The 15,077-nt window shown below is 66.9% G+C and carries 12 protein-coding genes; 8 read left to right on the forward strand and 4 right to left on the reverse strand.

Annotated features, from left to right (window positions below; all coding sequences use genetic code 11):
- Nucleotide 1: 1 nt before the first annotated feature.
- A complete protein-coding gene (locus LPB260_RS28370) occupies nt 2–2,449 on the reverse strand; it encodes an acyl-CoA dehydrogenase (RefSeq protein WP_208709414.1) in 2,448 nt (815 codons plus the stop codon).
- Between the two features lie 427 nt (nt 2,450–2,876).
- Between LPB260_RS28370 and LPB260_RS28375 the strand changes: the two genes are divergently transcribed.
- The 6 genes from LPB260_RS28375 (at nt 2,877) to LPB260_RS28400 (ending at nt 10,705) form a co-directional block, all read left to right on the forward strand.
- Complete coding sequence (locus tag LPB260_RS28375; protein ID WP_208709416.1) at nt 2,877–3,812, forward strand: ABC transporter ATP-binding protein; 936 nt, start codon at nt 2,877–2,879, stop codon at nt 3,810–3,812.
- Entirely contained in the window at nt 3,809–4,603 is a 795-nt protein-coding gene (locus tag LPB260_RS28380) for an ABC transporter permease (protein WP_208709418.1), read from the forward strand. The genes LPB260_RS28375 and LPB260_RS28380 overlap by 4 nt, the downstream gene beginning before the upstream one ends.
- A gap of 84 nt (nt 4,604–4,687) precedes the next feature.
- The gene (locus LPB260_RS28385) at nt 4,688–5,719 is read left to right on the forward strand and encodes an efflux RND transporter periplasmic adaptor subunit (RefSeq protein WP_208709420.1); all 1,032 of its coding nucleotides are present in this window, start codon (nt 4,688–4,690) and stop codon (nt 5,717–5,719) included.
- Nucleotides 5,716–8,778: an efflux RND transporter permease subunit gene (locus LPB260_RS28390; protein ID WP_208709422.1), complete on the forward strand. Its 3,063-nt coding sequence runs from the start codon at nt 5,716–5,718 to the stop codon at nt 8,776–8,778. The genes LPB260_RS28385 and LPB260_RS28390 overlap by 4 nt, the downstream gene beginning before the upstream one ends.
- Nucleotides 8,779–8,901: 123 nt before the next feature.
- Entirely contained in the window at nt 8,902–9,663 is a 762-nt protein-coding gene (locus LPB260_RS28395; RefSeq protein WP_208709424.1) for an SDR family oxidoreductase, read from the forward strand.
- Nucleotides 9,664–9,817: 154 nt separating this feature from the next.
- Entirely contained in the window at nt 9,818–10,705 is an 888-nt protein-coding gene (locus LPB260_RS28400) for a bile acid:sodium symporter family protein (RefSeq protein WP_208709426.1), read from the forward strand.
- Between the two features lie 48 nt (nt 10,706–10,753).
- Here LPB260_RS28400 and LPB260_RS28405 read toward each other — a convergent pair whose 3' ends face one another.
- The 3 genes from LPB260_RS28405 to LPB260_RS28415 all read right to left on the reverse strand — a co-directional run bounded on the left by LPB260_RS28405 (nt 10,754) and on the right by LPB260_RS28415 (nt 13,116).
- Complete coding sequence (locus LPB260_RS28405) at nt 10,754–11,947, reverse strand: benzoate/H(+) symporter BenE family transporter (protein WP_208709428.1); 1,194 nt, start codon at nt 11,945–11,947, stop codon at nt 10,754–10,756.
- Complete coding sequence (locus LPB260_RS28410) at nt 11,947–12,561, reverse strand: LysE family translocator (RefSeq protein ID WP_208709431.1); 615 nt, start codon at nt 12,559–12,561, stop codon at nt 11,947–11,949. The genes LPB260_RS28405 and LPB260_RS28410 overlap by 1 nt, the downstream gene beginning before the upstream one ends.
- Before the next feature lie 87 nt (nt 12,562–12,648).
- Nucleotides 12,649–13,116 (reverse strand): MarR family winged helix-turn-helix transcriptional regulator, encoded by a 468-nt coding sequence (locus tag LPB260_RS28415; RefSeq protein WP_208709433.1) that lies wholly within the window; start codon nt 13,114–13,116, stop codon nt 12,649–12,651.
- An 82-nt stretch (nt 13,117–13,198) separates the two neighbouring features.
- On the opposite strand from LPB260_RS28415, the gene LPB260_RS28420 reads away from it, so the two are divergent.
- Together LPB260_RS28420 and LPB260_RS28425 are read left to right on the forward strand one after the other, a co-directional pair.
- On the forward strand, nt 13,199–14,365 hold the full coding sequence (locus LPB260_RS28420) for a PLP-dependent aminotransferase family protein (protein ID WP_208709435.1): 1,167 nt from the start codon (nt 13,199–13,201) through the stop codon (nt 14,363–14,365).
- Between the two features lie 360 nt (nt 14,366–14,725).
- Nucleotides 14,726–15,070 carry a hypothetical protein gene (locus tag LPB260_RS28425; protein ID WP_208709437.1) on the forward strand — a complete coding sequence of 115 codons (345 nt, stop codon included), beginning with the start codon at nt 14,726–14,728 and terminating at the stop codon, nt 15,068–15,070.
- Nucleotides 15,071–15,077: the final 7 nt, after the last annotated feature.

Genomic DNA, 15,077 nt, shown 5'->3' on the forward strand with positions numbered 1-15,077 from the left:
GTCAGCGCACCTTGCCGCGGCTGAGCTTCAGTTCGTCCGCGGCGAAGTCGTCGACATCGATCACCGCCCGCCGCGCGGCTTGCGCCTGTTCCAGTTGCCGCGCCTCCTCGTCGCTCAGCAGGTCGGCACTGCGCGCCGCATCGAACAGGTTCTGTCCGGGGGCCTCGCGCAGCTGTCCGGACTTGAGCGCCCGGTCCAGTTTTTCCTGGGCCGCTCGAGTGCTGTCGCGCAGGTCCATGGCGTGTTGCAGGGCGGCCACCGGGTCCTTCTCGCCCCGCGGCCGGTAGCAGCCTTCGAGCAGCTCCTCCAGGGCCGCATCACCGCTGTTGCGACCGATGATTGCCGCCACCTGCGCATCCAGCTCGTCGCTCGGTCCCTTGTGGCGGCGACCGAAGGGCAGCACCAGGGCGCGCAGGGCATAGCCGAGCAGGCGATTGGGGAAGTTGCCAAGCAGCTCCTCCAGCGCCTGCTCTGCCTGTGCCAGGCATTCCTCCTGGGCCCAGCTCAGCAGGGCGCGCGAGTGTTCCGGGCAGCCCAGGTCGTGGTAGCGCTTGAGCGCCGCCGAGGCCAGGTAGAGGTAGCTGAGCACATCGCCCAGGCGCGCCGAGAGGCGCTCGCGGCGTTTCAATTCGCCGCCCAGCAGCATCATGCTCAGGTCGGCGAGCAGGGCGAAGGCGGCGGCCAGGCGGTTCAAAGCGCGGAAGTACGGCTGGCTGAGGCTGTCGCCGGGCACCTGGCCGAACAGGCCTAGGCTCAGGCTCAGCAGCAGGCTGCTGGCGGCATTGCTGACGGCGAAGCCGATGTGCTGCAGCAGCAACCCATCGAACTCCTCGAGCGCCTCCTCGCTGTCTTCGCGGGTGGCCAGGGCCATTTCCTTGAGCACGTAAGGATGGCAGCGGATCGCCCCCTGGCCGAAGATCATCAGGTTGCGCGAGAGGATGTTGGCGCCTTCCACGGTGATGAAGATCGGCGCGCCTTGCCAGGAGCGCGCCAGGTAGTTGTTCGGCCCCATGATGATGCCCTTGCCGCCGTGGACGTCCATGGCGTGGCGGATGCACTCGCGGCCGCGCTCGGTCAGGTGGTACTTGAGCACCGCCGAGAGCACCGAGGGCTTCTCGCCCAGGTCCACCGCGTTGGCGGTGAGAATGCGGGCGCTGTCCATCAGCCAGGCGTTGCCGGCGATGCGCGCCAGGACCTCCTCGATGCCCTCGAATGCGGCCAGGGGCACGCCGAACTGCTCGCGCAGCTGGCTGTACTGGCCGCTGGTGAGGCTGGTGAACTTGGCCGCGCCGGTACCGACCGCTGGCAGGGAAATGGAGCGGCCCACCGACAGGCAGTTCATCAGCATCATCCAGCCCTTGCCGAGCATTTCCTGGCCGCCGATCAGGTAATCCAGCGGGATGAACACGTCCTTGCCGGAGTTCGGGCCGTTCATGAAGGCGGCGCCGAGGGGCAGGTGGCGGCGGCCGATCTCCACCCCGGGGGTGTCGGTGGGCACCAGGGCCAGGCTGATGCCCAGGTCCTCCTCCTCGCCGAGCAGGTGGTCGGGGTCATAGGCCTTGAAAGCCAGGCCGAGCAGGGTGGCCACCGGCCCCAGGGTGATATAGCGCTTCTCCCAGGTCAGGCGCAGGCCGAGCACCTCCTCGCCGTTCCACTGACCCTTGCAGACGATGCCGCTGTCCGGCATGGCGCCGGCGTCGGAGCCGGCCAGGGGGCCGGTGAGGGCGAAGCAGGGAATGTCCTCGCCGCGGGCCAGGCGCGGCAGGTAGTGCTGGCGCTGTTCGTCGGTGCCGTAGTGCAACAGCAGTTCGGCCGGGCCGAGGGAGTTGGGCACCATGACCGTGGAGGCTAGGTCGCCGCTGCGGGTCGCCAGCTTCATCGCCACCTGGGAGTGGGCATAGGCGGAGAAACCCTTGCCGCCATACTCCTTGGGAATGATCAGGGCGAAGAATCCGTGCTGTTTGATGTGCTCCCAGGCCTTGGGCGGCAGGTCCATCTGCTGGCCGATCTCCCAGTCGCTGACCATGGCGCACAGCTCCTCGGTGGGGCCGTCGAGGAAGGCCTGCTCTTCCTCGCTGAGCCTGGCCTTGGGGTAGTCGAGCAGCTTGTTCCAGTCCGGGCGGCCGCTGAACAGCTCGCCGTCCCACCAGACGCTGCCGGCCTCGATGGCCTCGCGCTCGGTGTCCGACATGGGCGGCAATACCCGCTGGAACCAGGCGAACAGCGGCGCGCTGAGCCACTGGCGGCGTTGCTCCGCGAACAGCAGCGGCAGCAGGATGGCCAGCCACAGCAGCCAGAACAGCGCCAGCAGCCAGCCTGGCGTGCGGCTGAAGGCGCCCATGGCGAGCAGGTAGCCGGCCGCAATGGCCAGCGCGGGGAGAGGCGCGGTGCGGCGGTGGGCCAGATAGGCCACGCCGAACACCAGTACGAGCAACCAGACGACGAGCATGCAGAATCCTCCATGACCAGGGGGCGGGATTGATAGGGTGAGCTTAGCCGGCATCGGCGCGGGCGGTGACTGGGCTGGCGCGCTCGAGGGAGTCACAGGCCTGGCGCCAGCCGCGCACTGGCTATCATCGATGAGAGACCGGCAGCGCGGCCACGAGTTCGCCCGGAGGCGGGCAATCCATAAAGCGGATTGATAGCTAACATCAGAAATCGTGTCTTTCTTATTGATTTCAGGGTGGTAGGGTGCAGGGCTCGCGGCTTGCGCGGACCCTGGTTCGTAGTCGAGCCCGTGCAGTTCATCGCCTGCGTGTGGGCGCTCGATCGACCTTTTCGGTGCCGCGATGGCCTGGGCAACCTCGGCCGGGTGGTTGCAAATGCCCGCGTTAACCCCTATCTAAGCAATCCTCTTCATTGTGTGCGTGCCCCTCATGACTACTGCTCTGTCCATCCGGCAGCTGACCAAGACCTACGGCAATGGCTTCCAGGCCCTGCATGGCATCGACCTGGATGTGGCCGAAGGCGACTTCTTCGCCTTGCTCGGCCCCAATGGCGCCGGCAAGTCCACCACCATTGGCATCCTCTCGACCCTGGTCAACAAGAGCGGCGGTACGGTGAACGTGTTCGGCCATGACCTGGACCAGCAGCCGGCGGCGCTCAAGCGCTGCCTCGGCGTGGTGCCCCAGGAGTTCAACTTCAACCAGTTCGAGAAGGTCTTCGACATCGTCGTCACCCAGGCGGGCTACTACGGCATCCCGGCGAAGATCGCCAAGGAACGCGCCGAGCAGTACCTCAAGCAGCTGGGCCTGTGGGACAAGCGCAACGTCGCCTCGCGCGAGCTGTCCGGCGGCATGAAGCGCCGCCTGATGATCGCCCGCGCCCTGGTCCATCAGCCGCGCCTGCTGATCCTCGACGAGCCGACCGCCGGGGTGGACATCGAGTTGCGCCGTTCGATGTGGAACTTCCTCACCGAACTCAACCGCCAGGGCATCACCATCATCCTCACCACCCACTACCTGGAGGAGGCCGAGCAGCTGTGCCGCAACATCGGCATCATCGATCACGGCCGCATCGTCGAGAACACCAGCATGAAGGACCTGCTGAAGAAGCTGCACGTGGAGACCTTCCTGCTCGACCTCAAGGAGTCCCAGCTGGTGCCGCCGCAGCTGGTGGGCTATCCGGCGCAGCTGGTCGACCATCACACCCTGGAGGTGCAGGTGGACAAGAGTCAGGGGGTAACCGAGCTGTTCCGCCAGCTGGCCCAGCAGCGTATCGAGGTGCTCAGCCTGCGCAACAAGACCAATCGCCTGGAGGAGCTGTTCGTCTCCCTGGTGGAGAAGAACCTGGCCAAGGAGCCGGCGCTATGAACACCGCTTACCTCAACAGCGAGCTGGCCGCCAACCTGGTGGCCCTGCGCACCATCGTCTACCGCGAGATCCGCCGCTTCACCCGCATCTGGCCGCAGACCCTGCTGCCGCCGGCGATCACCATGGTCCTGTACTTCGTCATCTTCGGTAACCTGATCGGCCGGCAGATCGGCGACATGGGCGGCTTCAGCTACATGGAGTACATCGTGCCGGGGCTGATCATGATGTCGGTGATCACCAACTCCTACGGCAACGTGGTGTCGAGCTTCTTCGGCAGCAAGTTCCAGCGCAACATCGAGGAATTGCTGGTGTCGCCGGTGTCGCCGCACATCATCCTCATCGGCTTCGTGGTCGGCGGCGTGCTGCGCGGCCTGCTGGTCGGCCTGATCGTCACCCTGCTGTCGCTGTTCTTCACCAAGCTTTCGGTGCATCACCTGGGGCTGACGGTGCTGGTGGTGCTGATGACCGCGACCATCTTTTCCATGGGCGGCTTCGTCAACGCCGTGTTCGCCCGCAGCTTCGACGACATCTCGATCATCCCGACCTTCGTGCTGACGCCGCTGACCTACCTGGGCGGGGTGTTCTACTCGATCGCCCTGTTGCCGCCGTTCTGGCAGACGGTGTCGCTGGCCAACCCGATCCTGCACATGGTCAACGCCTTCCGCTACGGCATTCTCGGTGTCTCGGACATCGGCATCGGCGTGGCCATCGGCTTCATGCTGCTGGCCACGGTGGTGCTCTATACGGTGTGCATCCGTCTGCTGGTTGGCGGTCGCGGCATGCGTCAGTAGGCGCTAGATTCACCTCGGCGCGGCGTAACGCTGGCGCGCCAGGCGGGCGGCTAGACTTAGCTCTTCAGGAGTCAGGGGGCCGCCATGCCAGCCCATGTGCGTCGCTACGCCGTTGCCATCGCCCTGTCGCTGGTCGGCGCGTTCAGTCAGGCCGACGAAGGCCAGGGCCCCCTGGTCGAGGTGGTGCGCCCCGAGCGCACCCTGGTGCGCGACGAACTGGTCACCTTCGGCAGCCTGCGCTCCGACGAGTCGGTGATGATCCGCCCGGAGATCGAAGGGCGTCTGGCCCGCCTGCATTTTGCCGAGGGCCAGGCGGTGGCGGCCGGCGACCTGCTGGTCAGCCTGGACGATGCCATCGCCCGCGCCGAACTGGCCCTGGCCCGGGCCAATCTGGACCTGGCGGAGAAGAGCTTTCGGCGCCTCCAGCAGCTGTTCCAGCGCGGTGCCAGCAATGCCCAGGCCCGCGACGAGGCGCAGGCACGCCAGCAGGCGGCGCGGGCCGGCCTGGCCCTGGCCCAGGCGCGCCTGCACAAGACCCGGCTTCGCGCGCCCTACGATGGCGTTCTCGGCCTGCGCCAGGTCAGCCCCGGTGACTACCTCGAAGCCGGCCAGGACATCGTCAACCTGGAGGTGCTCGACCCGCTCAAACTGGATTTTCGCGTGCCGCAGAAGGCGGTCGGCAAGATCCATCCCGGCCAGGCGGTGGAGATCCGCCTCGATGCCTTCGCCGACGAGCTGTTCCACGGCACGATCAGCGCCATCAATCCGCAGCTGGACGAGGCCGGGCGCAGCCAGGCGATCCGCGCGCGCCTGAGCAACCCCGGGCTGCGCCTCAAGCCCGGGCAGTTCGTGCGGGTCACGGTGATCCTCGCCGAACGCCCGCAGGCCCTGGTGATTCCGGAGGAGGCGGTGATGCCCCTGGGCGAGCGGCTGCTGGTCAACCTGGTGGTGGACGGCAAGGTCGAGCAGCGCGAAATCAGGCTCGGGCGGCGCCTGGGCGGGCGCGTCGAGGTGCGCGAGGGGCTGAATGGCGATGAAACCCTGATCAGCGCCGGCTGGCACAAGGTCAGGCCGGGCATGGCGGTGCGCACCCGCGTCGCCGGGGAGGGCGCGTGAGCCTCCCGGAGCTGTGCATCCGCCGTCCGGTGCTGGCCTGCGTGCTGTCCCTGGTGCTGGTGCTGCTCGGGCTGATGGGCTATCAGCGCCTGACGGTGCGCGAGTACCCGAACATCGACGTGCCGATCGTCACCGTCAGCGTCGGCTATCCGGGGGCCAGCCCGCAGATCATGGAGTCCCAGGTGGCGCAGCCGATCGAGGATGTGCTGTCGGGCATCGAGGGGCTGGACTTCGTCAGCTCGGTCAGCCGCACGGAAAACACCCAGATCACCGCGCGGTTCCGCCTCGGTAGCGACGCCGACGTGGCGGCCAATGACGTGCGCGACCGCCTCGGCCGGGTGCGCGGGCTGCTGCCGGACGAGATCGACGAACCGGTGGTGCAGAAGGTCGAGGCCGATGCGCAGCCGGTGATGTTCCTGGCCTTCTACAGCGAGCGCCATTCGCCGATGGCCATCACCGACCTGCTCGAACGCCTGGTCAAGGATCGCCTGCAGGTCATTCCCGGGGTCTCCGAGGTGCAGATCCGCGGCGCACGCAGCCCGGCCATGCGCATCTGGCTGGACCCGGAGCGCCTGGCCGCCCATGGCCTGACGGTGCAGGACGTGGAGGATGCCCTGCGCCGGCAGAACGTGGAGATTCCCGCCGGGCGCATCGAGTCGCGCCAGCGCGAGTTCAACCTGCTGTCGGAGACCGACCTGCGCAGCGCCGAGGCGTTCGAGCAGCTGATCCTCGACGATTCGCGCGGCTACCTGCTGCGCCTGGCCGACGTCGGTCGCGCCGAGATCGGTCCGGCCAGTACCCGCAGCGTGGTGCGCTTCAACGGCCAGCCGGCGGTGGTGATCGGCATGGTCAAGCAGGCCACGGCCAATCCGCTGGACATCTCCGACGGGGTCCAGGCGGCGCTGGCGGACGTGCGCGCGCTGCTGCCCGAGGGCATGCAGATGGCGGTGGCCCACGACAGCTCGCTGTTCATCCGCGAGTCGATCGACAACGTCTACACCACCATCTGGGAAGCGGTGGCGCTGGTCATCCTGATCATCTTCCTGTTCCTCCGCTCGCTGCGCGCCACCCTGATCCCGCTGGTGACCATCCCGGTGTCGCTGATCGGCGCCTTCGCCCTGATGGCGCTGATGGGCTTTTCCATCAACACCTTGACCCTGTTGGCCATGGTCCTGGCCATCGGCCTGGTGGTGGACGACGCCATCGTCATGCTGGAGAACATCCATCGCCACCTGGAACGAGGGCTGTCGCCGCTGCAGGCAGCCTTCAAGGGCAGCCGCGAGATCGCCTTCGCGGTCATCGCCATGACCCTGACCCTGGCCGCGGTCTATGCGCCGATCGGCTTCATGCCCGGCACCACCGGCAAGCTGTTCACCGAGTTCGCCTGGACCCTGGCCGGCGCGGTGATCGTCTCCGGCTTCGTCGCCCTCAGCCTGTCGCCGATGATGTGCGCGCGCCTGCTGCCGCCGCATCGGCCGAACGCACGGCATAACCGTGCCTACAACCTGATCGAGGACGGGCTGCATGGGCTGAGCCTGGGTTACCAGCGCCTGCTGGCGCACGCGCTGGAGCGCTGGTGGCTGGTCCTGGCGCTGCTCGCGGCGGTGCTGCTGACCTGTTTCTGGCTGTTCGCCGGGCTCAGGTCGGAGCTGGCGCCGACCGAGGACACCGGCACCATCATCGGGGTATTCAGCGCCCCGGAAGGCGCCACCATCGACTACACCAGCCGCTATGCGCGGCAGATCGAGGCGGTGTACGACGGCATCGCCGAGACCAATCGCTACGTGGTGATCACCGGCTTTCCCACCGTGACCCAGGGCATCTCCTTCATGAAACTGGAGGACTGGGACCAGCGCCAGCGCAGCCAGTTCGCCATTCGCCAGGAGTTGCTGCCCAGGCTGCAGGAGATTCCCGGCATCCGCGCCTTTCCGGTCAATCGTCCGCCGCTGGGGCAGAGCGTGCGCAGCCAGCCGGTCAATCTGGTGATCCGCTCGTCCCTGGAGTTCGCCGAGCTGGAGGGCTACGTCGAGGCGCTGCTGGAGCGGCTGCGCGACTACCCGGGGCTGGAGAGCCTGGATAGCGACCTCAAGCTCAACACGCCGCAGCTCAAGGTGTCGGTCAACCGCGAGCAGGCGGTGGCGGTGGGCAGCGATGTGGCGACCATCGGCCGCAGCCTGGAGAGCCTGTTCGGCAGCCGCCAGGTGACCCGCTTCAAGCGCCTCGGCGAGCAGTACGAGGTGCTGGTGCAACTGGCCGATGTCGACCGCAGCAATCCCGCCGACCTCGACCGCGTCTACGTGCGTGGGCGCGACGGCGGCATGGTGCAGCTGTCCAACCTGATCGAGGTGCGCGAGAGCGTGGCGCCGCGCGAACTCAACCACTTCAACCAGCTGCGCGCGGCGACCCTGAGCGCCAACGTCGGTGCCGGGAATACCCTCGGCGAGGCCCTCGAACACCTGGAGGGCGAGGCCCGCGAGCTGTTCCCGGACGGCACCCTGTTCGACTACGCCGGCACCTCGCGCGAATTCAAGGAGGCCAGCGCCGGCATCGGGTTGATCTTCGCCCTGGCCCTGGCGTTCATCTACCTGGTGCTGGCGGCGCAGTTCGAGAGCTTCATCGACCCGCTGATCATCCTGTTCAGCGTGCCGCTGTCGATGGCCGGCGCCCTGCTGGCCCTGTACCTGTTCGGCGGCACCCTGAACATCTACTCCCAGGTCGGCCTGGTGACCCTGGTCGGCCTGATCACCAAGCACGGCATCCTCATCGTCGAGTTCGCCAACCAGTTGCTGCGCCGCGGCGAGGTGCTGCGCGAGGCGGTGCTGCACGCCGCACAGCAACGCCTGCGGCCGATCCTGATGACCACCGGGGCGATGGTCCTCGGCTCGCTGCCCCTGGCCCTGGCCGGCGGCGCCGGCGCCGAGAGCCGCCAGCAGATCGGCCTGGTGATAGTCGGCGGGCTGCTGCTCGGCACCTTCTTCACCCTGCTGGTGATTCCTACCCTGTATCTGCTGCTGCGGCGCTGGCGGCCGCTCATGCAGGACGCGGCGGAGTCGGCCTGAGCGGCCGCTGTCTGCATCCATCGCCTGGATAGGGCGGCAACCGCTGTCTTGATAGTGCTGCCGCCGGGTGCGTCTCTCTGACTAGACTCGAGCCTGACTTTTCCGTCTCGTGAGGACACACAGATGAGCTTGAGCTTTTCCGGCCAGGTTGCCCTGGTCACCGGCGCCGCCGCCGGCATAGGTCGCGCCACCGCCCTGGCATTCGCCAGCGAGGGCCTCAAGGTGGTGGTTTCCGACGTCGATGTGGCGGGCGGCGAGGGCACCGTCGAGCTGATCCGCGCGTCCGGCGGCGACGCCAGCTTCAGCCGCTGCGACGTGACCCGCGACGCCGAGGTGCAGGCGCTGATGGCCTTCACCCTGGAGACCTACGGGCGCCTGGACTACGCCTTCAACAACGCCGGCATCGAGATCGAGAAGGGCAAGCTGGCCGATGGCAGCGAAGCCGAGTTCGACGCCATCATGGGGGTCAACGTCAAGGGCGTGTGGCTGTGCATGAAACACCAGATCCCGCTGCTGCTGGCTCAGGGCGGCGGGGCCATCGTCAACACCGCCTCGGTCGCCGGCCTCGGCGCGGCGCCGAAGATGAGCATCTACTCGGCGTCCAAGCATGCGGTGATCGGCCTGAGCAAGTCGGCGGCGATCGAGTACGCGCGCAAGAACATCCGGGTCAACGCGGTGTGTCCGGCGGTGATCGACACCGACATGTTCCGCCGCGCCTACGAGGCCGATCCGAAGAAGGGCGAGTTCGCCGCCGCCATGCATCCGGTCGGGCGTATCGGCCGGGTCGAGGAGGTGGCCTGTGCGGTGCTCTACCTGTGCAGCGATCATGCGGCCTTCACCACCGGCCAGGCGCTGGCGGTGGATGGTGGTGCCACGGCGATCTGAGTCCTGCCTGGCTGGCTCGCTAAAAGGCGCCGGAGCCGGCGCCTTTTCCCTCGTTGCGATAGCTGGCCGCTGCTTTGGCCGGTAAAGTCACTGCGCAACACGGCGCTGTCTGGCCAGAATCGCCCATCGAGTTTCCACTCCAGGAAGAGTACCCATGACTGCAGACCCCTTATTGACGCTGTTCCTGCCTGTTGCCCTGGGCATCATCATGCTCGGCCTGGGCCTGTCGCTGAGCGTCGCCGATTTCGCCCGGGTGGTGAAATTTCCCAAGCCGGTGCTGATCGGCCTGGGCTGCCAGCTGCTGGTGCTGCCGCTGCTGTGCTTCGGCCTGACCAAGCTCTTCGGCCTGGCGCCGGCGCTGGCGGTGGGCCTGATGCTGCTGGCCGCCTCGCCCGGTGGCACCACGGCCAACCTCTACAGCCATCTGGCCCACGGCGATGTGGCGCTGAACATCACCCTGACCGCGGTCAACTCGGTGATCGCCATCCTGACCATGCCGCTGATCGTCAATCTGGCGCTGCTGCACTTCATGGCCGCCGACCAGGCCATTCCCTTGCAGTTCGGCAAGGTGTTGCAGGTGTTCGTCATCGTCCTCGGCCCGGTGGCCATCGGCATGTGGCTGCGCAGCCGCTTCGCCGGTTTCGCCGAGCGCATGCAGAAGCCGGTGAAGATCGCCTCGGCGCTGTTCCTGTTGCTGATCATCCTCCTGGCCCTGGTCAAGGACTGGCAGACCTTCGTCGACTACGCGCCACTGGTGGGCGGTGCGGCGCTGGCCTTCAACCTGCTTAGCCTGGCGGTCGGCTACTGGGTGCCGCGCCTGTTCAAGCTGAGCCTGCCCCAGGCCATCGCCATCGGCATGGAGATCGGCATCCACAACGGCACCCTGGCCATCGCCCTGGCCCTGAGCCCGGTGCTGCTGAACAACTCGACCATGGCCATGCCGGCGGCGATCTACAGCATCATCATGTTCTTCACTGCGGCGCTGTTCGGTTGGTGGGTCAGCCGGGTCCATGGCCGGGAACTGACTGCCGAAGCCGCCTGAGCGGACACGCAGGAAAAAGGCGCCGGGAGGCGCCTTCTTTTTTGTCGCTCAGGCCTTGCGCCAGTTGAGGATGAACAGGCATAGCAGGCCGGCGACTATGCCCCAGAAGGCCGAGCCGATGGACAGTAGGGTCATGCCCGAGGCGGTGACCAGGAAGGTGATCAGCGCCGCTTCGCGCTCCTTGGGTTCGCTCATGGCCTGGGTCAGGCCGCCGATGATCGAGGCGAACAGTGCCAGGGCGGCGACCGACAGGATCAGCGCCTTGGGCAGGGCGCTGAACAGCGCCGCCAGGGTGGCGCCGAAGATTCCGGCGATGACGTAGAACACCCCGCACCAGACCGCCGCGGTGTAGCGCTTGGCCGGATCCTCGTGGGCCTCCGGGCCGGCGCAGATGGCCGCGCTGAGCGCCGCCAGGTGGATGCCGTGGGAGCCGAACGGCGCCAGCAGGATCGAGGTCAGGCCGGTGACGTTCAGCAGCGAGGAGGCCGGCACCTGGTGGTAGCCGTTGGCCCGCAGCACGGCCATGCCGGGCAGGTTCTGCGAGGCCATGGCGACGATGAACAGCGGGATGCCGATGCTGATGGCCGCCTCCCAGGAAAAGGCGGGGCTGGTCCATTCGGGCGTGGCCACCTGCAGTTCGAAGTCGGAAAAATCCAGCAGGCCGGACCAGCCGGCTAGCGCGCAGCCGACCAGCAGCGCGGCCAGCACCGCGTAGCGCGGCAGCAGGCGCTTGCCCATCAGGTAGGCCAGCAGCATGGCGATTACCAGGATGGGCTGCTGCTCGGCGGCGCCGCCGATTTCCAGGCCGATCTTGAACAACACTCCGGCCAGCAGGGCGGCGGCGATGGAGGCGGGAATGCGGCGCATGATGCGATCGAAACTGCCGGTCAGGCCAATCAGCACGATGAGCGCCGAGGCGAGGATATAGGCGCCGATCGCCTCGCCGTAGGCTACTCCCGGCAGGCTGCTGATCAGCAGCGCCGCGCCGGGGGTCGACCAGGCGATCATCACCGGCGCACGGTAGCGCAGCGACAGGCCGATGCAGCACAGGCCCATACCCACCGACAGGGCCCAGATCCACGAGGAAATCTGCCCGTCGGACAGCCCGGCGGCCTGGCCGGCCTGGAACATCAGCACCAGGGAACTGGTGTAGCCGGTGAGCATGGCGATGAAGCCGGCGACCACCGCCGAGGTTGAGCTGTCGGCCAGGGGGCGCAGGCGCGCCTGGGTTGCCTCGCTCATCACAGGGCTCCCTTGGCGTCGAGCAGGATAGGGTAGAGCGAGGCGACCAGCAGCAGGGCCATGCCGATATTGAAGCGGCGGAGCACGCGCGGGTCGTTCAGCCAGTTGCGCAGCAGGCTACCGGTCACCGTCCACAGGCCGACGCTGGGGCAGTTGACCAGGGCGAACAGGGCGGCGATCAGCACCACGTTGACCAGGAAGTCCTCCTGCGGGGTGTAGGTGGTGATGGCGCCGATGGCCATCACCCAGGCCTTGGGGTTGACCCACTGGAAGGCCGCTGCCTGGAGGAAGCTGAACGGCTTGGCGCTGCGAGCTCCCTCGCTGTCCGGCGCGCCGGCCTGGGCGATTTTCCAGGCCAGATACAGCAGGTAGGCCGCACCGGCATAGCGCAGGATGCCGTACAGCGCCGGCACCTGCTCGAACAGCTGGCCCAGGCCCAGGCCGACCGCCAGCACCAGGACCATGAAGCCCAGGCTGATGCCGAGCATGTGCGGCACGCTGCGGCGCAGGCCGAAGTTCACCCCGGAGGCCAGCAACATCATGTTGTTCGGCCCGGGGGTAATCGAGGTGACGAAGGCGAAGAGAACGAAGGCGAGCAGCAGTTCGGCGGTCATGGCGGGTACTCGTGGGCAATGACTGCAAGCCTATGCCTCGCCACCCAGGGCGTCGCGGTACAGCAAGCGCTGCGTTGACCGATACAGCTATGGGCTTTCTTGCTCTGGATCGGAACTGACCTGCCGATTGCCGCTCAAGGCCAGGTTGACCCCCAGCCAGCCCCTGACCGCCTCTTCGCCGGCCTCGGCGAAGGCGCGCTGCAGCAGCTTGGCCTGCTCGCGGCGCAGGGCCTGCTCCAGCTTGGCCCCCTCGGCGGTGATGCCGAGCAGGCGCTTGCGCTTGTCGTCCACGGCGGTGACGCTGCTGACCAGGTGCATCTCCTGCAACTGGCGCAGCGGCGTGCTCAGGGCCTGCTTGCTCACGCCCAGATAGCTGAGCAGTTGCTTGACGCTCAGACCCGGGTATTTGGCGATGAAGAACAGGATGCGCTGGTGCACCCTGGAGAGCCCGCGGCGCGCCAGCATCTCGTCGGCCTTGGCGGTGAACGCCTGGTAGCCGAAGAAGAAGGCCTCCATGGCGGCCTGCTGAGTGGTTGGGTTTTTAAGGTCAAGCATATTGACGTATATGTGCGGGGCGTCGTAGTTTCGGTCAAGCAGTTTGACCCAAATTCCTCGACTTAGCACCCCGGTGACACCCATGGCCTTCTCCGAACGCGTTGCCCGCCTGAAAAGCTCCCTGATCCGTGAAATCCTCGCCGCGGCGCAGCGTCCCGAAGTCATGTCGTTCGCCGGCGGCCTGCCCGCCGAGCCCATGCTGCCAAAGGTCGAGTGGGCGGACATGCCGGCGAGCATGGGCCAGTACGGCATGAGCGAGGGCGAGCCGGCCCTGCGCGAGATCATCGCTGCCGAGGCCCGCGCCCTAGGGGTGCCCTGCGAGGCCAGCCAGGTGCTGATCGTCAGCGGCTCGCAGCAGACCCTGGACCTGGCCAGCAAGCTGTTTATCGACCCGGGTACCGAGGTGCTGCTCGAGGCGCCCACCTACCTGGCGGCGCTACAGGCCTTCCAGCTGTTCGGCGCCGACTGCATCGGCGTGCCCCAGGAGGCCGACGGCCCGGAGTTAAGCGCCTTGCGCCAGCGTCTGGAACAGCACAAGCCGGCCTTCGCCTACCTGATCCCGACCTTCCAGAATCCGTCCGGCACGCGCTACAGCGAGGCCAAGCGCGAAGCGGTGGCGGCGCTGCTGGACGAGTTCGGCGTGACCCTGATCGAGGACGAGCCGTATCGCGAGCTGGTGTTCGACGAGGGCCAGGCCAGCCCGATCGTCAGCCGCCTGCAGAAGGCCAGCTGGATCTATACCGGCACCGTATCCAAGACCCTGTTGCCGGGCCTGCGGGTCGGTTACCTGATCGCCACCCCCGACCTGTTCCCCTATCTGCTGCGCCTGAAGCAGTCGGCCGACCTGCACACCAACCGCATCGGCCAGTGGCAGGCCCTGCAGTGGCTGGGCAGCGAGCAGTATCGCGGCCACCTGGCCGAGCTGCGCGATTTCTACCGGATTCGCCGCGACGCCATGCAGGCCTCCTTGCTCGAGCATTTCGCCGATCTGGCCGACTGGGAGATCCCCCAGGGCGGCCTGTTCTTCTGGCTGACCCTCAAGCAGCCGCTGGATACCCGCAGCTTGCTGGGGCCGGCGCTGGAGCAGAATGTCGCCTTCATGCCGGGCGAGCCGTTCTTCATCGAGCCGGACCAGCATCCGGGGCACCTGCGCTTGAACTTCAGTCACGTGGCGCCCGAGCGCCTGGGCGAAGGGCTCAAGCGCCTGGCGGGGGTGATCCGCCAGGCCCTGGCTGACCGGAAAGCCTGATCGCGAGCGGCCGCCCACCTGGCCATCCGGGCCTGGCTGCAGCGAGTTGGCAGTCATCCGTGGCCCGTCACCATGCTTGTCTGGGCTGCGGTTCGTTCAGCCGAGTCTGCCTATGCCCGGGGCGGTCGAGCCTAGAACCAAGTGGCCGCGGTTGAGGTCAACCCTATTAGGCGTCATGCCTTCCGGGCGAGGGGCTGTCAATCGACTGTGCTGTGGCCAGGCACTCTTGTTACCCAGCCCGCCGCCTCATGGCCTTCAGCCATGTACAGGGCCGCCCGTCTGGATGCGCGAAACCTGCGTAACAAACAGCAGGGTCGCTTATCCAATGACTGGGGATCGGGGGAAGAAGAGGATGGCATCATGAAAACCACAATCAGTACCCTGGCGGTAGGCGGTACGATGCTGGTACTCGCCGCTGCTATATCCGGGCAAGCAGTCAGCGCCCCTATGCCGCAGGTCGAAGCGCAGGCTGCCATGTTGTTAGCAGAGAACGGTAGTGCGCGTCTGCTGCAATACCACAGTCAGCGACTCGACGGATTGCAGGGCATGGAAGACGAAAGCGAGCGCTTCGTGCAGATGCTCGAGCGTAAACCTACCGCTGCAGGCCCTGAGTTCGAGAGCGAAGATCGTCAATCCATTACGCAACCCAAGAAGCAATATCGCTCACCCATTCAGCGAGATAGGGATGAGTACGGGTGGCACTAAGTGAAAG

It is taken from the genome of Pseudomonas sp. LPB0260, from assembly GCF_013388395.1.